This is a genomic window from Winogradskyella thalassocola (assembly GCF_900099995.1).
GTDB classification, from domain to species: domain Bacteria; phylum Bacteroidota; class Bacteroidia; order Flavobacteriales; family Flavobacteriaceae; genus Winogradskyella; species Winogradskyella thalassocola.
On the sequence record NZ_FNCZ01000012.1, the window covers coordinates 69,944 to 96,661 of the forward strand.

Here is a 26,718-nt window from a genome sequence, read left to right on the forward strand (position 1 = left end):
AGAAACCTTGCAGGAAAAATTATTCTTTAGTTAAAAATTGTAAGTATGCTTGTGCGTAATTGTATTCGAAAATGGTTTGATAATATTCTAATTGTTTTTGAGCAAATTGTGTATCTGCCATTAATAAATCAGATGTTTTTTCTAATCCTTCTTTAAATCTATTAGTTCTAATTCTTAAAGACTCTTCAGATTGTTCTAAAGCTAAAGCTGTTAATTTCAATTTATTCTCTGCATCAATAAACGCACGTTTTGCTTTGTTTAATTCCAAATTACTTTGAGACACATATTGTTTGTATTCTAATTTTGATTTTTCGAATTCTGATTTACTTTTTTGTGCTTTCCCAAATCGCTTAGACCCTTGAAAAATATCCCAGCTTAATTGTGCTCCAAACAAATACCCACTGGCATCTGCTTGAAAAATTTGGTCATCATATAACTCGTAACTTCCAAAAGCATTTAATCTTGGTAAGAATGCCATTTTATCAGCCTTATTCATGGCTTCATAAGCATTTGAAGCGAGTTCCATGGCTTTAATATCCGAACGATTTTCAGATATAGATTTATCTTCCATTTCAAAAGTTGAAACCGTTAATTCGTCTGTTGGTGTGTAAACCACATACGTCTCATCATTCATTAAAAACGATAAGTAATTAGAGGCATTTTGCACATTACTTTTTGCCGATTGTAATTGATTTTGAACTTCAGTTACTCGTACTTCAACATTCAACACATCTGAACGTTGCAAATAGCCTTGTTTAAAACTGTTATCTGCTAATTTTTTATTGGCATTTGCCGCTTCTAATGCTTTATCTAAAACATCAACCGCTTTATAGGCCAATTGTAATTGCATGTATGCTTTTTCAACTTCAAAAACTAAATAGTCTTGTGTACGTTCTGTTTTTAATGCCATCGCTTCCATTTTAGATTTGGCTGCTTTTCGTTGAAACATGCCATCCATATTAATTAATGGTTGTTGAATTTCAAACTTGGTTGCATAATTTTCAATCTGCGAAGGATCATTTAATAATGCAGGATTAAAATCATTTTGCGTTAAAATTTCTTGATTCAATTTAGAACCAAAAGCCATTAACGGATTTGTGGTTGCTATAGCTGTATGACTTGCTGTAATATTTGGTAAGAACACCGCATTGGTTTGTCTAAAATCGGATTTCGCTTGTTTAAACTCCTCTTCAGAAATCTTAATACTTGTATTATTTTCTGAAACTCTACTTAAGACCTCTGTTTTTGTTATAGACACTGCATCTTGTGCCTTCACGAACATCGTAAACGCTAAAAGTAATAGTGGTATATAAATATGTTTTTTCATCAATTATTAATTTATACTACAAAAGTAATTGAATGTATTATTGAAGTCTGTAACCAATGTTACTTGGCGTCCGTTTCCTTTTTCAATTGGTTCTAGTTTAGGCTTGATAAAAAATGGAACAAATACTAACAAAGCGCATACTATTGCGAAACTAAAAGCAATTATCCGCTTAGTAAATTGCACTTTAATAATTTTTTGGTAAACGGCCGTGACGACTTTCCAATGCAGAAAAACATGTATCATCAGCAAACCAATTAAGACAAAACTTAATATAAGATGAATTGTCCCCCATTGATGTCTGTCCATATCAAGAAAATACAATTCTACATTCTGGCCATAAACCTCCTTTCGGTCTTGACCAGATAAAAGTGTGTACTTAATTAGAAAACCAATACCAATAATTGCAGACATACATAAAGTCATAGTCGCATTTAGTATAAAATTCCAAGTGGATTTTCGCATGGCTTTGACAGACTTTTTCATTGTATTAATACTTTTATGAATTAATTGTAATTAAAAGTATCGATTAGGAAGAAGTGCCACAATGACTTAGGTCAGATAACGAAGAAAATAACCCTATTTTCAAAAATAAAGAATACATACATTTTATCAAATAACGTTATCCTTATTCTAGATATTCACTATTAATCTGTAGTTAGTAAATTATTAAGAAAATCTTCTTTCAAAACCTATGCGCCACTCCAACCATCCAATAAAAAGTATTTTCTAAATCTTCTTCAAAAACAACATCATCTACTGTTAATGTTGCTGGATTTTGAGGCAATACATAGGTTGGCAAAACTGAAAACACCCATGGTTCATTAACATACCACATTGGTAAACTAAATTCAATTGCCATGAGTCCAAACTTTTCACTTTCTTCAAATTCAATATCAGTAGCTTGTATCATATTTATAATCGTCTGACCACCTTGTCCTCCTTGTTGACCTCTTCCATTACCAAAACGATTGTTGATATAATATTGCTCATAAAAATTTTGTGAGCCTAAATACACACCTACTGTTGGTGATATTTGAAATTTTTCGTTTCTGGAAACAAAATCATGACTTATTTCTGAAGACAAAAAGATATCAGAATTACTATCAGAATTGAGATAAACGCTTGTTGCTATTCCTAAATTAACAACATTGAAATCGTATATCAATTGCGCTGTTATATCTGCTTCAACTTGAGAAATCACATTATAACTATCTTCATTGAAAATATATTTTGTTACAGATATATCACCATCAAGTTTTTTTAAGGTAAAGTCAAAACCTCCTGTTAACACAAACAAATCTATTCGACCTTCGTCAGCTCTAGTAAGATATGACACCGAGCCTGTAGCATAAAACCCAGATTTATGATGGTAGGTAATTGAAGAACATAAATACGGACTTGAAATAGAATCTTTTCGTCCCATAAAAACAGCATCACTTATATAATTTAAGTCTAATGATATATAGGATGAGTCATTAACTTTTTCAATATTTTCAATCACTTCGTCACTTTGGCTCATAACTAGATTACAAAACAAAATCAATGCTATTTTTAATATTGAATTATAACTGGAATGTTTCATGGTCTTAAATTTTAAAATAAACAAGGGCTTTTATGTTTTAAAGCCCTCATTTAATAATACATTAATTACCCTTTTTTATTGACCTTTTTTTGAACTTTGGGCTTTTTTTGATTTTTTTTCTTCAATGTTGTTTTCTTATTCACCATTTTACGATGTTGATAGGTGTTTTTAAACATTTCACCATCCATATTTAAACACTCACCATCTTTAAGTCGTAATTGTTTACGATCTTTTGTTTGGTATGTACCATCTGAATTTATCGTAGTTCCATTACTAAGATTAAGTTTTTGTTGTAATCTATTTTGCGACTGGTTTCTAATTTGTACCATTTCACCATCAACCAACATATAATGAACTCTGTTTTGGTTTCTCTCTTGAGCTTGAGCTTGAGATAAACCTTTATTCTCTTGCTGAACTTTGTATCTGTATTGATATTCGTTACGATATTTTATTCCATCTTTATCTAAACACTCACCATCCTTTAAACGCAACTGGTCACGATCTCTAGTTTGATAAGTCCCATTTGGATTTACTACTGTACCATCATTTAAAGTAACTTTGTCTTTTAAACGTATTTGATCACGGTCTCTAATTTGAAGTACGTCACCATCAACCAACATAATGCGATCTTGATCCTGAATCCTATCTTGATCTCTCTCTTGCGCGATTATAGCCGCTGCTCCTAAAGCAACAAAAGCTATAGTTAATACCATTTTTCTCATTTTATTAGAATTTAATTAATAATGTTATGAAAGTATTAAACTATTCTACTTTTCACAATGACCTGCATCATTCTTAAAACCTTATGCAAATTATGTTACTCAAAAAAATCTTGTGTATTTTTTAGAAAATTTTTGAATAAAAACTCAATTCTATAAAGTGAGAAAAAAAGGCATCTATAATAACTTATAAATGCCTTTTTACTAACCAACCAAAAAAACTGATAACCACATCAGTTAAACTTTCTTGTGCCTCCATGCCCTCCAGCAACAACAAGCATTATTTTTATACTTAAATAAATAAACTTGAAGAACTGAATGACAGGATTCATCATTTTAAATCTTTGATATTTTGAAATTCTTTCCGTCATATTGATGCTCTCGTAATTATTGAAATCAACTCTAAAATTCTCATTAAAGTCGAACAAAAAAACACTAGCTACAACAAAAATAAATCAACATATAATAACACTCAGTAACTAATGTTACTCAACAAAAGTGAATTATATTAAAACTGCTCTTTTTTTAAATAAACAAACACAATCTTTCTTGCGTCTTCGTTCTCCGAGTGGCAAAATATGCTTAAATTTATTGGCTTTATTTTTTTTAAAATTCTCAACAAGACATCTTTTTATTTTTGGATCTCTTCTAGAGATATAATCCAAATTCTAATGAATATTACAGCTGCATATACCGACCTCTATCAAATCACAATGGCTCAAGTTTATTTTGGTACAAAACCAGATGGACGAGCGGTCTTTGATTATTATTTTAGACATAATCCCTTTAAAAGTGGCTATTCCATTTTTGCAGGATTAAAAGATGTCTTAGATATTCTTGAAACTCTTGAGTTCTCATCATCAGATATTTCATATTTAGAACAAAAGGGATTTGAAAGTGATTTTTTAGAGTATTTAAAGAATTTCCGTTTTAAAGGAAACATTTATTCGAGTAAAGAAGGTGATGTTGTATTTCCTAACCGACCAATATTACAAGTAGAAGCCAATATTATAGAAGCTCAGATTATTGAGACGCTTTTACTAAACATTCTTAATTTTCAGACCTTAATTGCTACAAAAGCAAGCAGAATAAAATTTAGTGCTAAAGACGGCATTCTCTTAGATATGGGCTTACGTCGTGCACATGCTACAGGTGGCTATTATGCCTCTAGAGCTGCAGCCATTGGTGGTTTTGACAGTACAAGTAATGTTAAAGCTGCCGAAGATTACGACATTCCTTCCACAGGTACTATGGCACATTCTTTTATTCAAAGTTATGATGAAGAACTGCAAGCTTTTAGAGATTTTGCTAAAATGCGACCGGAGAATTGCGTCTTCTTAATAGATACTTACAATACCCTTAAAAGTGGACTGCCAAATGCTATTACTGTAGCCAAAGAAATGGAAAAACGAGGCGACCGTCTGTTAGGTGTGCGTTTAGACAGTGGTGATTTAGCCTATTTATCTAAAAAAACGCGCGCTATACTTGACGATGCCAATTTGAGTTATGTAAAAATTGTAGCATCTAACCAATTGGACGAGTATGTTATAAAAAGTTTGAAAGAACAAGGTGCGTCCATTGACATTTTTGGTGTTGGTACAAACCTAGTCACAGGAAAACCAGATGCTGCATTAGATGGCGTTTATAAATTAGCAGAATATAATGATACACCAAGAATTAAACTTTCTGAAAATATTATTAAAATCTCGCTTCCTTTTAAAAAGCAAGTTTACCGAATGGTAGACGACAATGGAATGTTCTACGGAGCAGATGCCATTGCTCTTTTTTCTGAAGGTAATGTTACGCTAATGGAACATCCTTTTGATACCACAAAAAGTTTAGAGCTCAATTCATTTAAGCATGAGCCTTTACTTGAACTGGTGATGAAAAACGGAAAAAGAGTACTTCCTTCTCGTTCGGTTACTGAAATTTCGAAATATTCGCAATCACGTTTAAAACAACTTCCTAATGAATACAAACGTTTTCAGAATCCACATATCTATAAAATTGGACTGAGTTCAACACTTAAGAAAGAACGTGACACTTTAATTAATAAGCATAAATTCTAAACTAAGCGATGTTAAAAATTAGATTCAAAATTAAATTCTACTCATGAAAACGCTATTAATCATTGATGTGCAGAACGATTTTATACCAAACGGTTCTCTTCCTGTTCCCAACGGCAATCAAATTATTCCAGTAATTAATAAGATTCAAGATAAATTTGATTTAATCATTGGCACACAAGATTGGCATCCTAAAGACCATATCAGTTTTGCTAGTAATCATGATGAAAAATCTGTCTTTGATGAAATTGAAATTCATGGGCAACCACAAACTTTATGGCCAGATCACTGTGTTCAAGGCACAGAAGGCGCAGCATTTCATCCAGACTTAAATACTGAAAAATTTGAAGCTATTTTTAGAAAAGGAACAGATAAAACTATTGATAGTTACAGTGCTTTTTATGATAATGGCCATTTAAAATCAACTGGATTAGCAGGCTATTTAAAGGAAAAACGAACTTCCCAATTGTATGTTTGTGGTTTAGCTGCAGATATCTGTGTTTATTTTTCAATAATTGATGCTTTAAACGAAGGATTTGATTGCTTTTTTATTGATGATGCTTCAAAGTCATTAGATATTAAAGAATTTGAAACGCTTAAAAAGGAAATGATTGCTAAAGGAATTCAAATTGTAACATCTAGATCTGTTTAGTACCAATAAAATATAGCACTAAAAAAAGCATTCACTGTAACATGAATGCTTTTTACTAACCAACCAAAAAAAACTGATAACCACATCAGTTAACCTTTCTTGTTCCTCCATGTCCTCCAGCTACAATAAGCATTATTTTTATACTTAAATAAATGAATTTGAAAAACTGAATGACAGGATTCATCATTTTAAATCTTTGATATTTTGAAATTCTTTGTGTCATAATATTTTGTTTTTATTCTGGAATCAACCACCAAAATGGTCGCATCTTAGCTTTATAAATGAAGGCATAGTGTAAGGCTAATTTTAGCCAATGACCTGCCAACCCTATTTCTCCAAAGGTTTTCCCTAACTGTCTTCCCTGTGTTTTTGGGTATTTCTCATAGTCAGGAACAATTGGAAACGTTGTGATACTTACTCCACTTCCTTTTGTTAATCCGTAACCAGCGGAAGCAATACAAGCCGCCCCCATATTTCCCATAGAACCTTTATGGTGTAAAGATTCTTTACCGTTTTTAATCGTATCAATAATATTATCTGCTACTAACTTCGCCGTGATACCAGATGGCATTCCTGTACGTGGAGGTGCAGGTGAAATATCGGTTCCGTTTCTGCTTTTTCTAGGTTTAGAAATGGCATGTGGTGGTGCAAAGGCAATTCCTGGCGCAAATATGTTTTTATAAGTCGGATTCTGATACGTTTCTGGCCAATCTTTAACCGACCATTCTTCATACGGTTTTGGAGTATAATCTGCATCCACTAACATAAACCCTTTGAAAAGCTTTTCTGTAATATCGTTTTCATTTTTATCATAGGCTTTAAACCCATGTCCAGAAAACGCAGGAATTAGCATCGCAAAATCATAACTTTCTGTTTTATAATCCCCTTCTAAAGTTTCGTAATGCGCTAAACCATCTTCAATCTTGTTAACTCCTGCCCCAATGATCCATTTAATGTCTCTATCTTCAAAAATCATCTCTACCATTTCACTCGATTTCATAGTCATACCACCATAACTTAATAGCATACCATCCATTCCGAAATCGCCCAATTTATGTTCGTTTGCAATCCAAGTGACTTCTGCCATATCACGCACATTATGGCGACACAATTCTTGTTCTACATTTAATATATATTCAAAAGCAGCACCTTGACAGGTTGATTTTGCATGACCTGTTCCAATTAAAATTTTAGCTTTTTTACCAGCTTTCATTTCTTCAATTAGTGCTTTTAAACCTTCCCAAGCATGATCTGCATGAGTATATGTACATACAGAATAGGCTTTATTTTCACCAGGAATTAAGCCTTCAGTGGCTTCAAAATTTAGTTTTGGTCCTGTGGCATTAATCAAATAATCATAAGTTATTTTTTCTTGTTGTCCTTTGTTATCGCCTAGTACATATTCAGACAACACATAAGGCTTGTTCTCGTTTTTATCTCCTTCAGGAAAAAACGAAATGGCTTTAGATTGTTTGAATTCTATGTTCTTCTTTTTATATAACGGCGCTAAAGGAAATAAGATTTTTTCAGATTTCATTCTGCCAATTCCCACCCAAATATTAGACGGAATCCATTGGTAATTACTGTTAGGCGAGACGACTACAACCTCGTGTTCTTTTGATAGTTTTCTACGTAAATGTGTTGCAGCGACGTGTCCGGAAATACCAGCACCTAAAATGACAATTTTAGCCATGACCTTAATTTTCATTAAAGGTAATTCGCTTTTTACAACTGGAGCGTAACTTTGGTTACATAAGGTTTATGTCGTTTTCTTGTAGCTCCAAACAGCCAAGCCATTCATAATAAAAGCATAGAGTGCTGTTTTATATAATTGAGGAAGTATATCATTAAAGCCAGACCCTTTAAGCATTACCATACGCATGACTTCTACAAAGTATTTCACTGGGTTAAATTCTGTAACAATTTGTGCCCATTTTGGCATGCTTTCTATTGGTGTAAACAAACCACTCATTAAAATAAAAATAACAACAAAAAACCAAGAGATAAACATCGCTTGTTGCTGTGTATCGGTAAAGTTAGAAATGAATAAACCAATACCCAAAATCACTAAAATATAAATGGAGGTATAGAAATACATGAGAGCCAAACTACCAATCATAGGGATATTGAATATCAATTTGGCTAAAATCAATCCAACCGTTAATAAAGCCATACCAATAACCCAAAATGGAAAAAGTTTCCCAATTATAAATTGACTTTTTTTAATGGGTGTCACGTTGATTTGCTCTAAAGTTCCTATTTCTTTTTCGCGTACGATATTCATACCCGAAAGAAATAACGTAATCATTGTAACCAATAAAACTAAAATACCAGGAACCATAAAGGTTTTATAGTTTAAAGTTTCGTTATACCAAAATAGAGGAATGGTTTCAATCATTATAGGTTGAATTTGTTTATCGGAAACCTGTAATAAATCGACCTTTAAATTCTGATTGAAGTTTTGTACTATTTGCGTGACATATACATTTTATACTCCTGCGGCTGCGCCATCTATGGCGTTGATCGTTATGCCTAAACTATTGTGTTTTTCTTTTTGTAAATCGCGTTCAAAATGTTGTGGGATTTCTAATAGCACATCTACGTCTCCTTTTAACATCGACGCACTTGCCAATGCTTCTGATGGAAAATCGGTTAATACATTAAAATACGTCGATGCATTAAATTTTTCAACTAATGCTCGCGACGTTGACGTATGATCGTTATCTATATACCCGAATTTAATATTCTTAACTTCAAAAGTCGCTGCGTTTGATAAAATAACGAGTTGTAATAATGGCAAAACAAAAATGATAGGAAGCATGCCTTTATTTCTAAAGATTTGCTTGAACTCTTTTTGAATGATGTATAGAATTGTTTTCATATCACTTCCTGCGTAGGCAGGAATCTTTTTTTGATTTATACCTACAAGGTTTTTAAAACCTTGTAGGATGACTAACTTATTTACTCTAATCTAATTTTATATTTTTTCACACTTAAGCCAATAAAAAAGATGGTCATTCCAACTAAAATCAAGGTTTCTTTCCATACATATTGTAATCCAACACCTTTTAGCATAATACCTTTAATAATGATGATAAACCATTTAGCAGGAATAATATTGCAAATCACTTGCAATGGTTGAGGCATACTTGAAATAGGAAAAATAAAACCTGATAATAATATTACAGGAAGCATTAATCCCATTAGCGAAATCATCATTGCCGTTTGTTGCGTGGCTGAAATCGTTGAAATTAATATCCCTAAAGCTAAGGAGGTAATTATGAATAATACGCTTTCTAAACCTAACAAAAACAAGCTGCCTTGTACTGGCATTTTAAAAATAAATATGCTTAGCAAGACGATAACTACGGCATTAATTATAGATAGAAAAATATATGGAAATACTTTACCTACAATAACTTGAATGGGCTTTAAGGGAGAGACCAAAAGAATCTCCATAGTTCCTAATTCCTTTTCTCTAGTTATAGAAATGGAGGTCATCATTGCAGAAACTAACATTAAAATAATGGTCATAACACCAGGAACAAACATATACACACTTTTTAATTCTGGATTATAAACCATTCTTGTTTGTGGTACAATTTGATTGGCGACTGTGATGTCTTTGTTTAAGTCTTTTTGATATTTCTGAAGAATAGCATTTACATAATTACTAATAGTATTTGCGGTATTTGGATCTGTGGCATCTGTGATAATTTGAATTGTTGCTTTATTACTTTTTATGAGGTTTTTACTGAAGTCTTTTTCGAAATTTAAAACTGCTTTTACGTGACCTTTTTGAAAAACCGAAGCAATATCTGCTTCACAGGTTATCATTTGTTTAATACTGAAATATTTTGATGCTGAAATTTTAATGATAATCTCTTTGGTGGAGGCATCGTTTGAATGGTCAAAAATGGCAATATCTACATTATTGATCTCATTGGTAATGGCAAAACCGAATAGCATAATTTGGGCAATAGGCATTCCGAAGAGTATAAACAATGAGCGTCTATCTCTAAAAATGTGGTAGAATTCCTTTTTTATGAAGCCTATGAATCTTTTCATAATATATTCCTGCCAAAGCGGGAATCTTTTTAGTTATTAATATTTGTTTTCCTTTGTAGATAATCTCTATTTGTTTCCCGCGGATTCCGCAGATAATCATAGATTTTTTCTGTTACATTTTTGCGCAAATCTGTGAAATCTGCGGGAAGTTATTTTATAATCCGTTTACTTTTCTGAAAATTCCTTTTGTAATATCATCTACATTAAAATTTACTAAAATGCCAAGTTTTAATCCTGACATTTTTAAATAGGTTAGAACTTGTTTATGATGCACTTTTGCTAAAGTTTCAACAGATTTAATTTCTATTATTACTTTATTATTTACTACTAAATCTAACCTAAAGCCTGTTTCTAATTCAATATCATCATAAAAAATTGGCAATCCCAATTGCCGTTTAACTGACAGCCCTTCTTTTTCTAATTCATAACTTAAAACAGTTTCATAAACAGATTCCAATAAACCTGGACCTAATTCATTATAGACTTTAAAAATTGCTCCTCTGATTAGATATGAAATTTCATTTTCTGTTTTTTCTTTCATAATTAATTAATTTTATGCCCGCAGATTACGCTGATAATCGCAGATTTTTAAACGTTATAATTTTAGTTTATTCTGCGTAAATCTGTGAAATCTGTGGGATATTTAATCATCCTCTTGCTAATTTTAAAAACACATCATTCATATTATCCACTTTAAACTGCTCTTTTAATTTTTTCGGTGTATCCAAAGCTTCTATTTTCCCATTAACCATAATGGAAACGCGGTCGCAATATTCTGCTTCGTCCATGTAGTGAGTCGTTACAAAAACGGTTGTCCCTTGATTGGCTGCTTTATAAATCATTTCCCAAAACTGACGTCTCGTTATGGGATCGACTCCACCTGTTGGCTCATCTAAAAACACAATCTTAGGATCGTGAAGTAAAGACACCGAAAAGGATAGTTTTTGTTTCCAGCCTAATGGTAATGACCCAACTAACTTATTTGCGACATCTTCTAGTCTTAATTCTTCAATTAAAACTGCTGATTTTTCTTTGATTCGTTGTCTAGATAAACCATAAATACCTCCAAAAAATGTAATATTTTCTTTAACCGTTAAATCATCATATAATGCAAATTTTTGGCTCATATAACCAATGTTCTTCTTGATATCTTCTGCATTAGTAAACACATCAAACCCTGCTACTTTAGCATCGCCAGAAGTTGGTTTAGAAATACCGATTAACATTTTCATAGCTGTAGTTTTTCCTGCGCCATTGGCTCCTAAAAAACCAAATATTTCGCCTTTTTCGACTTCAAATGTTATAGCATTTACAGCTGCAAAATCCCCAAACATTTTGGTTAACCCTTCTATGTGTATGACGTTGTTATTTTTCATTTTTCTTTAAGACCTACAGGTTCTAAAAGCCTGAGAGGTATATTTTTTATTTTGCTAATTCCATAAACGTATCTTCAATAGTTGCAACTGTTTTATCAATGTGAATGTTCGATAAATTTTTAGTTTCTAAATACCTAATTAAATCTTTGGGATTAAAATTGGTTCTACTATCTGTGTAATGTACAAACTCGCCAAAAGGATACACACTATGGTTATACTCGTAATCTTTTAAACTGTTTATCAGTTTGTACATATTGTTAGCTCGTACATTATAAATTTGTTTAGGATAATGTTTTACAATCGCTTCAGGTGTATCTATTTCTAAGATTTTACCATCTTGAATTAATGCAATTCTATCGCACAAAGCAGCTTCATCCATATATGGCGTAGACACCAAAATAGTGATATCTTTTTGTTGCAAACGCTTTAGCATTTCCCAAAATTCTTTCCGAGAAACGGGGTCAACTCCTGTTGTAGGCTCGTCTAAAAACAACACTTGTGGTTTGTGAATTAAGGCACAACATAAAGCGAGTTTTTGCTTCATTCCGCCAGATAATTTTCCTGCTCTACGATCTTTAAATGGTGCTATCTGAACATAAATATCCTTGATTAAATCGTAGTTTTCTTCAATGGTTGTTCCGAAAATGGTCGCAAAAAAGGTTAGATTTTCTTCAACAGTTAAATCTTGATACAATGAAAATTTACCAGGCATATAGCCAACACAATTTCGAATTTTTTTATAATCGTTAACCACATCATAATCCATAACCTTAGCCACTCCTTCATCTGGAAATAATAAGGTTGTTAAAACTCTAAACAACGTCGTTTTACCTGCACCATCTGGACCAATAAGTCCGAAAATTTCATTTGGTTTTACTTCAAATGAAATGTCTTGTAAGGCTTTAACTTTTTTATAAGATTTACTGATATGGCTAACGGAAATACTCACTACACTTTAGTTTTTAACTATGATTTTTGTTTCCATTGTAATTTTTGAGGAAATAGAATTTGAAATTAAACAGGCTTTTTCAGCCTTTTCAACAATGCGCGCTGTACGTTCTCTTTTGGACTCCTCTGAGATTACAACTTCAGGAAATAATAACACTTCACTCATTACAAACTTGCCATCTACTTTTTCTAAAATACCCTTAGAGCCACATTTAAAACTGATGAATTCTAATTTTGAAAATTCAGCTATCGCTAAAAATGTTGTCATTAAACAACTACTGACTGCTGCCGTAAACAAATGTTCTGGTGACCAAATGTTTGGCATTCCTCCAGGAAATTCTATCGGTGTTGCTACTTCTACACAATTTAATTCTTGTGTGTCATTATTTTTTAATTCTGGTGAACACATGGTTCCTTTTCTGTCTTGCGTCCAATTGATATCGACGTTATAAATATGTTTATCCATTTTATTATAATTATTAATTATTTACTTCTGAATTGTTTACCCACATTTCTGCTGGCATTCCTATTTTTAAACTTCCGTCGTTTATGACGTCTACTTTTACGGCATATACTAAAGCTACGCGTTCTTCTTTGGTTTGAATTATTTTTGGAGTAAATTCAGCTTCCGACGCTATCCAAGTCACAGTTCCTTTATATGATTTCATGCTATCTGAATCATCAATTTTAACAGTTACTTCCTGTCCTATTTTGATATTTGCTAATTCTGTTTCACTGATATAAACACGTAGTTGCATGGTGTTTAAATCTGCAATTTTGTACAATGGTTTTCCAAAAGCCGTTATCTCGTTTGGTTCCGCATATTTGGTTAAAACTGTTCCATTTACAGGATTTATAATTTTGCTTTTTTGTATTTGGTCATCTATTTGTTTTATCTGTACATCAATAGTTTTTAGCTCGTTAACCACAGGTGCATTCTGAATTTCAACACTTCTCATCTGGTTTCTAATCACATCGATTTCTCCGGTTACATCGTCCAATTGTTTTTGTGTTCCTGCGTTATCTTTAATCAGATTTTCAACCCTAGATTTATTAGTATTAGCAGTTTTTAATCTAGAGTTCAAAACAGCTATTTGCGATAATACCCCTTTAGATTTTGAACTGATAACAGCTTTAGAAACTTCTAATTGTTCTCGTTGCAATGCCAATGGAATCGTGTCGATGTAACCTATAAATTGATCTTGTTTAAGCAGGTCTCCTTCTTCAAGCTTAAACTGTATTAATTTTCCATTGTTTTCAGCTGAAATAGTGATTTCCGTAGCTTCAAAATTTCCATAACCATCTGCTTTGCCGTTATTGTCACCGCAGGAAAATAAACCAAATACTATGACGCTTATTCCTAATATATAATTGTAGTTTTTCATCTGTCTTATTTATTGCCCTTTTATGATATTATAATTTGCTTTTGCGAGTTGTAACTGAATTTTATGTTTTACTAACACATTTTGATCTTCATATAAATTCGTCAGTTCTGTAATGTAAGCTGATGATGTAATTACACCATTTTTAAGTTGCGAATCTGCTGATTTCAGCACTTCTTTTCTCAGGTTAATAATCTCTAAATCTGACGCCATAAAACCTTCAATCTTAGCAATGTCTTTTTGTTGCTGATTCAGTTCTATATTAGTATTTAATTTAAAAGTTTCAGTCTCTGTATCTATTACATCTTTGTTTATGGCTAAGGATTGACGTTGTTTTTTATTGGAATCCCAATCAAACACATTCCAATTCAACTTCACACCAGCAGTATAAAATGTTTGGAAGGAATTATCTAACATATTTAACCCTGGATTACCATAGCCACCAGTTGCAAAACCTAAAAGCTTAGGATAATTTTGTTTCGCTATTAAACTTTCAGAATGTTCTATTTCCTCTTTTTTGAATTGAAACAACTCTAACTCAGGTCGTGTTAATTCTGAATCTAGTTTCGTTTCAACAAGAGGATTCTGAAATTCGGTTTCGACATTTAAGGGTTGATTTATTAAGCTCGAAAGTGTTTCAATAAGTATTATTCTATTTGATTCTAATTCTTGGAATTGCTGACTTAATTTCAGTAATTCGGCTTCTAGAACTTTATCTGAAGACGGTAAAACTACTCCATATTTAATTCCTGATTTTACTTCTTTCAGTTTAGCCTCTAACTGAGTCTGTTTTGCGTTTAATAACAATTTGGATTCTTGTGCCAATAAAATTGAGAAATAGAGTTGGTTGATTTGCTGTTTAAGATGATATAAATTGACGTCTACTTGTTTCTGTTTGGTTTTTAGTTGAGCCGATTTTAAATTTAAAGATGCCTCGGTTAATCCGCCATTATAAATTAGTTGATTTACTGAAAGTGTCGCACGATATTGGTCTTTATTTAATGGTTCTATTCCAGACATTGCAAGCGGAAATTCTATTACATCGGATTGATAAGTGGCTTGAGCATCTAAACTCAACTGTGGTAATTTTGCAGTGTTTACCACCTCTTCATCTAATTTGTTTTGAGCACCCAATAGCTGCGATTGTTTTGCTAATGGATAATTATCCTTCACTAATTGGTAACACTCTTCTAATGTGATGCTGTTTTGAGCAACACTTGGCAAGGTTAATAAGATTGCGAAAATGACTATGAACTGTTTCATTTTATGAATTCTTTATGGAATTAATTATAAAGTTGGCAACTTCCGTTTTACGATCTTCCATGAGTTGTTGATAATGTTTATCATTTGCACTTGTAAATGCCATAATCAATGGTTTAGCGACAAAAGGAAAAATATTCAGAGCCATTATATTAATAAATAATTGTTCTGCACTAATCGGCTTTATAACTCCTTTGGCAACTTCATCATCAACTTGAATCTTAAACTTTTCAATATTTGGAAACGCTGGATTGTCTTTCATTTTTAAAATAAAATCCGGATTTCTATTGAGTTCTTGAATAATGAAATTTGGCAAATAAGGATGCTTAACAATGAATGTTATATAATTTGAAGTGAAATTTTTAATCTTATCTTCAATTGAAGAATCATCATTTAAGACAGCATTTAATTGTGGGGCTAATAATGAAAATGCATTTTTAAAAACCGCTTCAAACAATAGCTGCTTATTTCTGTAATAATAATGAAGCATCGCTTTATTTATTCCGGCTTTATCTGCAATTTCTTGCATTCGCGCTCCATCCATTCCCTTCGTTTGGAATACGTTTTTAGCGGCAACTAATATTTGCTCTTCTGTATTTTCGTCTTTTGCTTTTTTCATTTCAACTATATGGTTTAACCAAATGGTTAATAACTTTACAAAAAATAATCAAACGAAGTTCGATTTGATTATTTTTTAACTTTTGAGCATCATTTTATGAGCGCTCTTTATTCATTTTTATGTAAATCTTTTTCGCAATTATAAGTCCTAAAACGCCACCAAAGGCCGACACAATCATGTTGATAATTAATCTTAGTCCATCAAAATCCCCATCATTCATTATAGACCAAGGATCAAAACCTAATCTCCCAAAAGTTTTGATTAATAAAATGCTTCCAAAAACACCAACTAAAGTATTCCCCTTAAAACCAAACGTGTATACTCTCTTATAACGGCCAAATAGATTGGCACTAACAATGCCTATTAGAATACTAATTAATGAAATTAAAGTGCCTGTCATAGTAACATCGTTTTATTAATGTCCATAATCCATGTGATCTACCTTCCCTCCCATTAATCTTTTTTGAACTATGAAGTAAACAATTAAAAGAATAAAACCAATAATAGCCCAATTTAAAGCTACTGATAGACCATAGCTTTCTGCAGCTGTATTGTAAATAGTTAAATGCTCATGAGTATCATTTACAGAAGGCAATATAACCGGAAATAATGATGCTAAAGACGATGTAATTCCTCCAACAATTATTAAGGTTGATAATACAAATGCATGACTGTCTTTTTTGATTTTATTTATAAAAAATAATCCGATTAATCCTGTAAAATAAATAAGAGGAAATACCATCAGATAAGGTTTATCACTAAAATTATCTAACGAGTTAGGATTCACTTTCTGCCATACGAATAAAGAAAATAAGGTAAGTACAGCAAGCGTAATATTCAATTTAAAAATTACACCTTTTAGCTTGCTATTTATCGATGAATTAGTTTTTAATATCACCCAATTAGCACCGTGAATTGCTAAGGTTACCACAGCTATTAATCCTATAATAATTGTAAACCAATCTATAACGCCAGGGTGCTCAGTTAAAGGACTAAAACTACTATCCCATAAGGGCAAGAAAAAATAATGACCTTCATGAGCAGAAACTCCATTTTCTACACCACCTAAATTAACGCCTCTAACAATATTACCTAAAGCGATACCAAAAAACAAGGCTAATAATAAGCTAGAAACTCCGAATGATACGTCCCAAATATCTTTCCACATTTGATATTTAAACTGCCCTCTAAATTCTAGTCCAATAGCTCTAAAAACGATTAGCCACAAAACGATTATTAAAGGCAAATAGAAACCACTAAAAACGGACGCATAAAAGGTTGGAAACGCCATAAAAAGCATTCCGCCAGCAGCAACCAACCACACTTCGTTGGAATCCCAAAATAAACCTGCAGATTTAGTAATGACTTCTTTATCTTTCTCCTTTTTTGCAAAAAACAAATGAATGATTCCTGTGCCAAAATCATAACCATCTAAAACAAAAAATACTGTTAGAACAATTCCTATTGCGATGTACCAAAATATTTCCATAATTAATGTTTTTGAGGCGTTGGACCTTGGTTAATTGTTTTACCAACTAGGATTAAAAATAATAAGCCTAGTAGCATATATAAAGCCACAAACCCTAATAAAGTAAATAGGGTATTCCCAGATGATACTGTAGGCGAAATACCATCGCTTGTTCTTAATAAGCCGTAAACTAAATACGGTTGCCTGCCCAGTTCTGTTGTGTACCAACCCGTAATGTTTGCGATATATGGAAAGGGCACTAAAAACATAATCGTCCAAAGTAATGGCTTGATATTGTAGAGTTTTTTTCGCCATAAAAAGAACAGCGCTAAAGCCATAACACCAATAAATATAGTTCCTAGACCTACCATTATGTGATACGAATAATATAAGGCAGGAATATTATCTGGCAATTCATCGGCATCAAACTGATCCATACCAGGGATTTGTTTGTCCCATTCTTGATAGGTCAAAAAGCTTAATATATTAGGAACTGCAATCTTATTATCTAACTTTTTTTCAACCATGTTAGGCTGTCCAATTAGAACAATTTCGGCTCCTGCTTCTTCGGTTTCAAAAATACCTTCCATAGCCGCAAATGTTCCTGGTTGGTATTTTGCGACGTTTTTAGCATTCCAATCTCCTGTCGGAAAAGCAACTAACACACTAGAAATTAATCCGAATACCACACCTGTTTTTAGAAACAGTTTACCGTATTCTGAATGCTTATCTCTTAAAATATAAAACGCCCCTATACTAGCCATCACAAAAGCAGAGGTCACAACAGACGCCATTTGATTATGTAAAAAAGCTGGCAGTAACCAAGGATTGGTAAAAAGAGCAGAAAAGTTTTCTAATACAAATTTACCATTATCTAAAATTTCGTAGCCAACAGGATGTTGCATCCAAGCATTGGTGGCTAAAATAAACCAACCACTTGCCCAAGAGCCCAAGAATACTAAAAAGCCAGTTAAAAAGTGTAGCTTCTGTCCCATTAACTTCTCTCCAAAAATAAATAGGGCTAAAAATGAAGATTCTAGAAAGAATGAGAACATGCCTTCCATAGCTAAAGTCTGACCAATAATGCCACCCGTAAGTTCTGAGAACTTTGCCCAATTGGTACCAAATTGAAATTCCATAGGAATTCCTGTCACCACTCCCATAGTAAAATTAATAGCAAAGATTTTCATGAAAAACTTTGCAGCATTGTTATATTTTTCAACTTGAGTTCTGAGGAATTTCCACTTAAAATAGACGATCATTAATGATAATCCCATGGTTAATTGTGGAAATATGTAGTGGAATGTGATAGTAAATGCAAATTGCAATCTATCGTAAAAGATCATGTCTTCCATATATCTAATTTTGGATTTTACAAAGTTATGCTTTTTGACAAGCTCCCTATGTTACAAGAGTTACAAATTTGGACTCTTTTTAAAAAAAAATGAGGATAAAATAAATCAATACCTAAGATCATATAATCTTAACTACGCTATTATTTTTTTACACCAATACATCTTATGACTTGAGCCTTACCTTTGTGATAATTCCCTTCTGAGAGTTCTATTGTTTTTTCTTCTAATATTTTAAAATCTAATCCGGTAAATTCTTGCTTAACTTCATCTAATTAAAATAGCATAGCCTCATTTTTAGGTCCACCAGAATCGTTATTCAATTGGGCTTTTGCAAACGCTTCAAAAATAATTGTTCCGCCTTTTTTTAATAGTTGTAACATTTGTTTATGCGCTGTTTTTCGGGTATCAATTGGAAAATGAGTGTAGCAAAATGCAATGACATCAAATTGTTTATGGCTTGTATAATCTAACACACTTGCAATTTCATAGCTGATGTTAACCTTGTGCTGCTTAGCTAAAAGCATTGCTTTTTCTCTTCCTTGTTCACTGATATCAAAAGCAGAAACTTCCCAACCTTGAGAGGCTGCATATACAGCATTACGACCTTCACCCTCGGCAGGTAAAAGCAACGTTCCTGTTTCTAATTTGTCTAGCTGTTCTTTAAAAAAAATGTTAGGTTCTGTGCCATAAATAAATTCTTCTCTCCCAAAACGCTCGTTCCAAAAATCTGCTGGATTGTTCTTCATAATTTGCTATTAAATAAATCGTCTAGTTTGTTGTTTATAGTCTGAATACTGTGGGAATTTCTCAACTAACAATTGCTCTTCATAGATTGATTTGAAATAAAAAAGCCACCATAACGCTAAGCATATTATAAATTTAAAAAGCGATGCGTCGAATACTGCGTATCCTAAAGTCATAGCTATAACGCTCGTGTAAATGGGATGTCTGGCAATTGAAAAAGCACCATTGGTTATTAATTGACTCTTCGATACGGGTGTAGGAAATGGTGAAATCTTAGTATTTATTTGTATTAATGCCATGATTCCTAAAACCAGACCTAAAATTGCTAAAACTAAACCTGAATACCTCAACCATTCTGCAAAATGTAAAACCCATAATTCAACTGGTAAAGCATAAACTAAAAACAACACAAGTTGAATACTTACATATAGATAATCCTTTATAGTTGGCTTTCCGAGTTTATTCAATGGGTTAATACTTATAATTATTTTTTAAATTTAGTGACCTCATCACCTAAATCATAAACCGGAACGTTTTCGACTAGATTACTAATTATACTTCGTCCTGCAGCACTTCTATAACCACCAGCACAATGCACTACAATAGGTTTGTTTGTTGGTATCTGCGCTTTACTTTCTCTTAACTCATTTAAAGGAATAGAAATCGCAGTTTCAAAAAATTTCCCTTCTTCTACTTCACTTTTATTTCTAATATCAATAATGGTATAATTCTCTAAATGACCTTCAAACTCATTAGGCTTAAGCTCTTCTGATTGTTCAAAATTCACAGCGTCTAAAGTTATTATACCTTGCAGTTGCTTTTCGTAACCTATTTTAGCAACACGATTTAACATATCATCTCTATTATCAATAGATGTTATAACAAGATAAAACGATTCCTCTGGATTTACTATAGACCCTAACCAAGTTTCGAATTTATCATCGTCAGTTTCCGCAATAATATTAATACTGTTTGGGATATGGTTGTTATTAAACTCTTCTTTTGGTCGTGTATCAACAACTAAAGCATTTTCTAAATTAGAATTATCTATCTTAAATTTAAATATTGGTTTTGCAATACTAGTTTGAAGATTTTCTGCTCCATTTTTATTGATATCTACATTAAAGCCAAAATACGAAGGAATAAAAGGTTGGTCTTTTAATATATGGTTTACAAACTGTTCTTCTGTAAGATTTTTAAAAGCCCAATTTTCTTTTCGCTCTCTTCCCAAAGTGCTCTGAGAATCGGTACTCATATTTTTACCACATAACGAACCTGCACCATGCGCTGGATAAACGATTGTTGCGTTTGGTAAATAATTAAATTTATGCTGCATTGTATGATACATACTTTGTGCTAATTCTTCTCTTTTCGCTTTCATGTTACCCGCTTTTTCTCTCAAATCTGGTCTTCCTACATCACCAATAAATAAGGTGTCTCCTGAGAACATGGCATGATTATTTTCTTCATCTACAGCAATCACTGTAATACTATCTGGCGAGTGTCCAGGTGAATTTATGGCAGAAAATATAGTCTTTCCTATTGTTACAGAGTTACCGTCATCAAAAGCTTCATGTGGATAATTGGCTCCTACCAATCTACTTACGTAAATTGTTGCGCTTGTTTCTTTATGTATTTGCAAATGACTACTTACAAAATCGGCATGCGGATGCGTCTCAAAAACGGCTTTAATTTTTGCTTTATGTTTTTCTGCTAATTGATAATAAGGTTTAGGGTCTCTTGCTGGATCTACTAAAGCCATTTCATTACCACTAATAATAGCGTATGAATAATGTGCTAATGGTTTGTCTTCAAACTGTATAACTTTCATAATTTTTCTCTTAATATTGAACTTTATGATAAACTATTCAAAACACTTATAAATTTAAAACTAAAAATTTGAACCATTCTTGTATTTATCAATTTTAGGCCAGAATTAACAATCCATAATGACTTAAATTACAAAAAGAGCCTCAATTAGAGGCTCTTTTTAATTGAAATCATATTACTTCTTTAAGATTGAATCTAATACTAAATCTTTATCTAATTTTTTAGTACAGAAAAACCAATCTTTACAGTCTAAACCTTCTGTAGAACTCATGCGTTCTTCTGCCACACCACAAGATCCTGCAGGAGAAACAATAACATCATCTCCCGGATTCCAATCGGCAGGTGTTGCAACGTTAAATTTATCTGCTGTTTGCATGGCAATTAAGGCTCTGTATAGCTCATCGAAATTACGACCTAAACTTAATGGGTAATAAATAATGGCTCTAACTATTTCATTTGGATCAACAAAAAAGACAGCTCTAACGGCTTGAGTTTTGCTTTCTCCTGGTTGAATCATACCATACTTTTTGGCAACTTCCATAGAAATATCCTCAATTAAAGGAAACTTTACTTCTATGTTTTTCATACCATTAAACTCAATCTTATCCTTAATAGTTCTTAACCATGCAATATGACTGTAAAGACCATCAATAGATAAACCAATAAGGCTACAATTGGCCTTTTCAAATTTTTCTTCCAAATGCGCAAATGTCATAAACTCAGATGTACAAACTGGTGTAAAATCTGCTGGATGACTAAATAGTATGGACCATTTCCCTTTATAATCTGAAGGGTAATTAATGCCTCCTTGTGTTGTTACCGCTTTAAATTCTGGTGCTTTGTCACCAATTCTTGGCATTGTAAATGTTTGCTCTTCTTTTATAGTTTCTGTAGTATTCATAATTACAAGTATTTAATTAATTTATAACAAATGTAGTTTTTAATAGTTTTTAACTATGTAACCTATGTTACCATATCAAGACTTTTTTTTTGTGAACTTTGATATTAGATACTAAAATTAGTTTCTATTATAATTATAGGCAATGATTTGGATCAGTACCATAATTAAAGGGCTATTCTATAGTTTATAAATGGAGATACACAAACATGTTTTTGTTCTATTATTTTTATTATTGATTATTTTCAATAGTACTAAAGCATCCTTGACTTATGCTTATTACGAATTAGACCCAATAGGATTTATAGAAAACCTATGTGAGAACAAAGACAAACCCGAATTACAGTGTAACGGGAAATGCCAATTAATGAAAGTTGCTGAATCTCAAAATAGTGATCAAAATACTCCAGAAAGCATAATTGACTTTAAAGAACTTATTTTATACCTAAGTCCTAATACTTCTTTTCAATTAACTCAATACACACCAATTAGAAGACAATACTTTTCATCGCATTACCTTAACTTATATACTTTTAATAATACTAACGACTGTTTTCATCCACCTAGAGTTTAATTTTTATTTACTGATTGATAGCGATTGCTATCACAATTATTTGATTTAAATAAAATAGAACTATACTATGAAAACATTATACAGTGTGCTTTTATGTGCACTAATCACAGCTGTATCTTATGGCCAAGAACAAAAAGAGACCAAAAAAGATACTACGAAACAAAAAACAACTAAACTTACAGAAGTCATTGTTACCGGAAATTTAAAAACTGACCCTGTACTTACTATTGTTTCTAATAAATATGACGAAAAAATTGTGCAACCTAAAAACGTTGCCGATTTATTCAACAACATCAATGGCTTTTCGGTTATAAAAAGAGGAAATTATGCTATAGACCCATCATTTAGAGGCGCACAATATGAGCAACTCAATATTCAATACGATGGTGGCACAAAAGCGATGCATGCTTGTCCTAACCGAATGGATCCTATAACTACACATATTATTCCTGAAGAAATTTCAAAAATTGAAATTATAAAAGGACCATACACAGTACGATATGGTGCTACTTTTGGCGGTATTGTAAATCTTGTCACTCAAAAACCAGACTTTGAGGATTATGGCTTACATGGTAAAGTTTCTGGAGGCTATGAAAGCAATGGAAATTCTTTGGTTAATCTTATACAGTTACAATACATTAAAGATAAATACGATATTGTTGCTAATGCAGGATACAGAGATTTTGGAAATTATGAAGATGGAGATGGCATAGAAATCCCTTCGTCATTTAGAAGCACAGATTATGGTGTTAGAATAGGTTATAATTTTTCTGAAGACCAACGCTTACAAGCCCATTGGAGACAATCTTTTGGTCGTGATGTGTTGCATGCCGCATTACCAATGGATACGGAATATGATAATAGCAGTATTATTTCTTTAGATTACTCATTAGATAATATTGGCAAAACCGTAAAGTCATTAACTGCTAAAGCGTATTATAGTTACGTAGATCACTTAATGACCAATACCAACAGACCTTCTTTTAGAATGATGGAAGCTGCCTCTGGCGTTGATGCAATAACAGCAGGAGGAAAAATAGAACTCAACTGGAAACCTTTTGAGAAATTGAATATTTTTTCTGGATTAGATGCCATGTATATTGCTAGAGATGGAAAACGAACACGATTAGTAAAAGTGATGAATGGTAATCCATTACCAACACCTGTGGAGTTTAATGATAAAGTTTGGCAAGATTCTTATATTACAGATATAGGCGTATTTACAGAAGCCAAATATAGTTTAGGTGCTAATACTTTTTTTGCTGCTGGATTGCGATATGATAATGTGACTTCAGACATACAAGATCCTGAAGCCGATTTTGAAGCCATGTACGACCTTGAAAAACGAACAGAACATAACATCAGTGGCACTGTTTCTGTTAAAAAAAGAGTGTCAGATAAATTCACTTTAGAAACTGCTTATGGTCGTGGGGTACGCTCTGCTAATATGATAGAACGTTTTATTAATCACTTTACGGTAGGCCAAGATCCTTATGAATATATAGGTAACCCAGATTTAAAGGCTGAAGTTAATAATCAGTTCGAAATTGGCTTTAAAAGCAATGAACCACTAAAAAACGGCTTTAATAGTTTTAGATATGAAACCTCTTTCTACTATTCATTTTTCGAAAACTATATTGTTGGTATTGTAGATGAAACGCTAACACGAAAGTTTAACCCTATGGCAGAGCCTAGAAATCCTAAAGTATTTAGAAACCTTGATGAAGCTTATAAAACTGGATTTGAAACCATGGCGCGAATTGATTTTTTAGATCATTATTATTTTAAATCTGAATTTTCTTATGTGTATGCTAAAAACAAGGATTTAGGAGAATCGCTTCCGCTTACACCTCCATTTACAACAAGAGTATCTATTGGAATAAATAAAACCAAATATTGGGCAAATATTCAATACAATATGGTCTCTAAGCAAGATAACATTTCAAGAAGTTTCGGTGAAACAGAAACAGATGGTTACCAAACCTTAGATATTAGATTAGGAGTTAAACCAATTAAGAATATTACGTTAGGAGTCGCTGTAATTAACGCTTTAGATGAAGCTTACAATAATCATTTAAACTTCTCTTTTACCAACCAAGCAGATTTTGGAAGCACACCAATTACTGAACCTGGTAGAAATTTTTCAGCATTTTTACAATATAAATTTTAGTATCACTACACAAAAAAAGAGGGTAGTTAATTATTGACTACCCTCTTTTTAAATATATAATTTATTTAAAGTTAATTTTCTATATTATCATCTTCACTTATATGATCAGACTCATCATTCTTTTTTCCTGTTGACATAAAATTAATAAGAATGCCAACTAAAGTTATACATACTACTGCGAAGATTGCAATCATTACAACTCCATTTGTCCAACTATACAATGCTATTGAAGAATTAATCATATAAATTATCTGTTTTTTTTCTAGGTGTAAATTTAGCTACTTATATTTTTAATAAATATGATATTTGTCATCTAAAAAAAATAGCAAATAATTCTTCTAAAAATTAATGAGATGATTTTATTACATTTATAATATCATCCTTTTGGAGCACACCAGACTGTCTCCATACTTGTTTGCCATTTTTAAATAACAGCATGGTTGGCACCCCTCTAACTTGGTACTTTGAAGCTAAAGCTTGATTTTTATCAACATCTATTTTTATGATGCTGATATCCTCACCCATAGTCTCTTTTACTTGTTTTAAAATTGGACTCAACATTTTACATGGGCCACACCAATCTGCAAAAAAATCAACTAAAACGGGTTGATCTTGATTTATTATTTCTGAAAATTTGCTCATACCTGACTTGAATTTATTTATCAAAAGTAATGCTCCAAATGCCTCTTACTTCATTACTATTATAACCTATAGCTTTATCTAATGGATATAGACTCTTAATTCGTGTTAATGTTGTGTTTTCTAAAGTTTCATTCAGTTTTCCGTGGCATTGAAGACACATTGTGTTTGTCGTAATTGGATAATAAACCCTTACTTTATTATCTAATTCTTTTACAATTGGACTTGCCTCTTCATTATTAGCGATAACCTTTTTAAATGTATTTATATAATCTAATTCTTCTGAATTTGCATTATTTTTAGGGTTTCTTGGCTTATCTGAAACACGTTTTATAATCACATTATGCACCACTGACATACTATCCGTTAAAGGATACGCGCGTTCATTACAAAATGTTAAGGCTTCTAACACTCCTTTTTTCTGAATAGTACCCATCAAATTTTTACCTAAAACCGCTTTTGTAGCTAAAGCATATTTTAAACCTCTCTCTCCATAAGATAAGTCTTCAAAATTAGTTTGGGCTTGTTGCATACCATGCTTTTTACCTTGACCATTTCCCATGCCTTTGCCTCTTTCTTCATTGAAGTGCTCTTGAAACCATTCTGGTTGTTCTATATGATTATCGTACATATAATCTGCAATCTGTTCTATAGTTTTCTCTGCAAATGCCTGTTTAGGCATCACACCAAATCGTTTTACAGCTCCATACATTTTAGCATCAACTGCATTTGGATTTTTAATCCAAGCTTGCATTGAAGCAATAAAGTCTTCTTTACTAGTTTCACTATTAATATAATGTTTTTTAATGGCAATCATTGGAGGACCAATTCTATCGGCTTGAGTTGCCGTAGGACTATGACAAACATAACAATTGGTTTCCATTAATTTTTTGCCAGGATGCTCTTTAGTAACGGTAACTTGGTTAACTTTACTATAAGCCGTATTATCTTTACTGTTGGAGTTACAACTCACAACTATTAACGCTAAAACAATTAATACAATATTATTTTTCATTCGGAACGAAGTTTGAATAAAATTAA

The 26,718-nt window shown here is 32.3% G+C and carries 27 protein-coding genes and 1 pseudogene; 4 read left to right on the forward strand and 24 right to left on the reverse strand.

The features are described from left to right. Positions 1–19: 19 nt before the first annotated feature. The 4 genes from BLT80_RS18685 to BLT80_RS18700 all read right to left on the reverse strand — a co-directional run bounded on the left by BLT80_RS18685 (position 20) and on the right by BLT80_RS18700 (position 3,631). Positions 20–1,327 (reverse strand): TolC family protein, encoded by a 1,308-nt coding sequence (locus BLT80_RS18685; protein ID WP_092470860.1) that lies wholly within the window; start codon positions 1,325–1,327, stop codon positions 20–22. Between the two features lie 6 nt (positions 1,328–1,333). Next, on the reverse strand, positions 1,334–1,810 hold the full coding sequence (locus BLT80_RS18690) for a DUF4405 domain-containing protein (RefSeq protein WP_092470861.1): 477 nt from the start codon (positions 1,808–1,810) through the stop codon (positions 1,334–1,336). Positions 1,811–2,009: 199 nt separating this feature from the next. Next, the gene (locus BLT80_RS18695) at positions 2,010–2,909 is read right to left on the reverse strand and encodes a TorF family putative porin (protein WP_139181108.1); all 900 of its coding nucleotides are present in this window, start codon (positions 2,907–2,909) and stop codon (positions 2,010–2,012) included. 65 nt (positions 2,910–2,974) lie between these two features. Beyond that, complete coding sequence (locus tag BLT80_RS18700) at positions 2,975–3,631, reverse strand: DUF6799 domain-containing protein (protein ID WP_092470865.1); 657 nt, start codon at positions 3,629–3,631, stop codon at positions 2,975–2,977. A 668-nt stretch (positions 3,632–4,299) separates the two neighbouring features. On the opposite strand from BLT80_RS18700, the gene BLT80_RS18705 reads away from it, so the two are divergent. Beyond that, the gene (locus BLT80_RS18705) at positions 4,300–5,697 is read left to right on the forward strand and encodes a nicotinate phosphoribosyltransferase (protein WP_092470953.1); all 1,398 of its coding nucleotides are present in this window, start codon (positions 4,300–4,302) and stop codon (positions 5,695–5,697) included. A gap of 43 nt (positions 5,698–5,740) precedes the next feature. Beyond that, positions 5,741–6,346, forward strand: a complete 606-nt coding sequence (gene pncA / locus BLT80_RS18710) for a bifunctional nicotinamidase/pyrazinamidase (RefSeq protein ID WP_092470867.1) — start codon at positions 5,741–5,743, stop codon at positions 6,344–6,346. A gap of 235 nt (positions 6,347–6,581) precedes the next feature. Here pncA and BLT80_RS18715 read toward each other — a convergent pair whose 3' ends face one another. The 17 genes and pseudogenes from BLT80_RS18715 to BLT80_RS18795 all read right to left on the reverse strand — a co-directional run bounded on the left by BLT80_RS18715 (position 6,582) and on the right by BLT80_RS18795 (position 22,297). Beyond that, the gene (locus BLT80_RS18715) at positions 6,582–8,054 is read right to left on the reverse strand and encodes an NAD(P)/FAD-dependent oxidoreductase (RefSeq protein ID WP_317041781.1); all 1,473 of its coding nucleotides are present in this window, start codon (positions 8,052–8,054) and stop codon (positions 6,582–6,584) included. 51 nt (positions 8,055–8,105) lie between these two features. Continuing rightward, positions 8,106–9,227: pseudogene (locus BLT80_RS18720) on the reverse strand (ABC transporter permease). 80 nt (positions 9,228–9,307) lie between these two features. After that, on the reverse strand, positions 9,308–10,414 hold the full coding sequence (locus tag BLT80_RS18725) for an ABC transporter permease (RefSeq protein ID WP_092470869.1): 1,107 nt from the start codon (positions 10,412–10,414) through the stop codon (positions 9,308–9,310). A 154-nt stretch (positions 10,415–10,568) separates the two neighbouring features. After that, on the reverse strand, positions 10,569–10,955 hold the full coding sequence (locus tag BLT80_RS18730) for a GxxExxY protein (RefSeq protein WP_092470872.1): 387 nt from the start codon (positions 10,953–10,955) through the stop codon (positions 10,569–10,571). 106 nt (positions 10,956–11,061) lie between these two features. Further along, the gene (locus BLT80_RS18735) at positions 11,062–11,790 is read right to left on the reverse strand and encodes an ABC transporter ATP-binding protein (RefSeq protein WP_092470874.1); all 729 of its coding nucleotides are present in this window, start codon (positions 11,788–11,790) and stop codon (positions 11,062–11,064) included. 46 nt (positions 11,791–11,836) lie between these two features. After that, positions 11,837–12,739 (reverse strand): ABC transporter ATP-binding protein, encoded by a 903-nt coding sequence (locus BLT80_RS18740; protein ID WP_092470877.1) that lies wholly within the window; start codon positions 12,737–12,739, stop codon positions 11,837–11,839. A 6-nt stretch (positions 12,740–12,745) separates the two neighbouring features. After that, positions 12,746–13,204: an OsmC family protein gene (locus tag BLT80_RS18745; RefSeq protein WP_092470879.1), complete on the reverse strand. Its 459-nt coding sequence runs from the start codon at positions 13,202–13,204 to the stop codon at positions 12,746–12,748. Between the two features lie 13 nt (positions 13,205–13,217). Continuing rightward, the gene (locus BLT80_RS18750) at positions 13,218–14,123 is read right to left on the reverse strand and encodes an HlyD family secretion protein (RefSeq protein ID WP_092470881.1); all 906 of its coding nucleotides are present in this window, start codon (positions 14,121–14,123) and stop codon (positions 13,218–13,220) included. Between the two features lie 9 nt (positions 14,124–14,132). Then, positions 14,133–15,383, reverse strand: coding sequence for a TolC family protein (locus BLT80_RS18755; RefSeq protein ID WP_092470883.1), 1,251 nt, complete (start codon positions 15,381–15,383; stop codon positions 14,133–14,135). Position 15,384: 1 nt separating this feature from the next. Beyond that, complete coding sequence (locus BLT80_RS18760) at positions 15,385–15,999, reverse strand: TetR/AcrR family transcriptional regulator (RefSeq protein ID WP_092470885.1); 615 nt, start codon at positions 15,997–15,999, stop codon at positions 15,385–15,387. 94 nt (positions 16,000–16,093) lie between these two features. Further along, positions 16,094–16,399: a hypothetical protein gene (locus BLT80_RS18765; protein ID WP_092470887.1), complete on the reverse strand. Its 306-nt coding sequence runs from the start codon at positions 16,397–16,399 to the stop codon at positions 16,094–16,096. Between the two features lie 15 nt (positions 16,400–16,414). Further along, positions 16,415–17,488, reverse strand: coding sequence for a cytochrome d ubiquinol oxidase subunit II (gene cydB, locus BLT80_RS18770; RefSeq protein ID WP_092470889.1), 1,074 nt, complete (start codon positions 17,486–17,488; stop codon positions 16,415–16,417). Between the two features lie 2 nt (positions 17,489–17,490). Beyond that, positions 17,491–18,822, reverse strand: coding sequence for a cytochrome ubiquinol oxidase subunit I (locus tag BLT80_RS18775; RefSeq protein WP_092470891.1), 1,332 nt, complete (start codon positions 18,820–18,822; stop codon positions 17,491–17,493). Between the two features lie 272 nt (positions 18,823–19,094). After that, the gene (locus BLT80_RS18780; RefSeq protein WP_317041782.1) at positions 19,095–19,568 is read right to left on the reverse strand and encodes a class I SAM-dependent methyltransferase; all 474 of its coding nucleotides are present in this window, start codon (positions 19,566–19,568) and stop codon (positions 19,095–19,097) included. Between the two features lie 9 nt (positions 19,569–19,577). Further along, positions 19,578–20,033 carry a methyltransferase family protein gene (locus tag BLT80_RS18785; protein WP_092470893.1) on the reverse strand — a complete coding sequence of 152 codons (456 nt, stop codon included), beginning with the start codon at positions 20,031–20,033 and terminating at the stop codon, positions 19,578–19,580. Positions 20,034–20,050: 17 nt separating this feature from the next. Then, complete coding sequence (locus BLT80_RS18790; RefSeq protein ID WP_092470895.1) at positions 20,051–21,397, reverse strand: MBL fold metallo-hydrolase; 1,347 nt, start codon at positions 21,395–21,397, stop codon at positions 20,051–20,053. Positions 21,398–21,571: 174 nt separating this feature from the next. Next, the gene (locus BLT80_RS18795) at positions 21,572–22,297 is read right to left on the reverse strand and encodes a peroxiredoxin (RefSeq protein ID WP_092470897.1); all 726 of its coding nucleotides are present in this window, start codon (positions 22,295–22,297) and stop codon (positions 21,572–21,574) included. 190 nt (positions 22,298–22,487) lie between these two features. Here BLT80_RS18795 and BLT80_RS18800 point away from each other — a divergent pair, with 190 nt between their 5' ends. Both BLT80_RS18800 and BLT80_RS18805 read left to right on the forward strand, forming a co-directional pair. After that, entirely contained in the window at positions 22,488–22,868 is a 381-nt protein-coding gene (locus tag BLT80_RS18800) for a hypothetical protein (protein ID WP_092470900.1), read from the forward strand. Positions 22,869–22,935: 67 nt separating this feature from the next. Continuing rightward, complete coding sequence (locus BLT80_RS18805) at positions 22,936–25,038, forward strand: TonB-dependent receptor domain-containing protein (RefSeq protein WP_092470903.1); 2,103 nt, start codon at positions 22,936–22,938, stop codon at positions 25,036–25,038. Positions 25,039–25,109: 71 nt separating this feature from the next. Here the strand turns inward: BLT80_RS18805 and BLT80_RS20420 are convergent, their stop codons facing one another. The 3 genes from BLT80_RS20420 to BLT80_RS18815 all read right to left on the reverse strand — a co-directional run bounded on the left by BLT80_RS20420 (position 25,110) and on the right by BLT80_RS18815 (position 26,692). Further along, the gene (locus tag BLT80_RS20420; RefSeq protein WP_262508041.1) at positions 25,110–25,232 is read right to left on the reverse strand and encodes a hypothetical protein; all 123 of its coding nucleotides are present in this window, start codon (positions 25,230–25,232) and stop codon (positions 25,110–25,112) included. Positions 25,233–25,383: 151 nt separating this feature from the next. Next, positions 25,384–25,680, reverse strand: a complete 297-nt coding sequence (gene trxA, locus BLT80_RS18810; RefSeq protein ID WP_092470957.1) for a thioredoxin — start codon at positions 25,678–25,680, stop codon at positions 25,384–25,386. Between the two features lie 13 nt (positions 25,681–25,693). Further along, positions 25,694–26,692, reverse strand: coding sequence for a c-type heme family protein (locus BLT80_RS18815; RefSeq protein WP_092470905.1), 999 nt, complete (start codon positions 26,690–26,692; stop codon positions 25,694–25,696). Positions 26,693–26,718 lie beyond the last annotated feature (26 nt).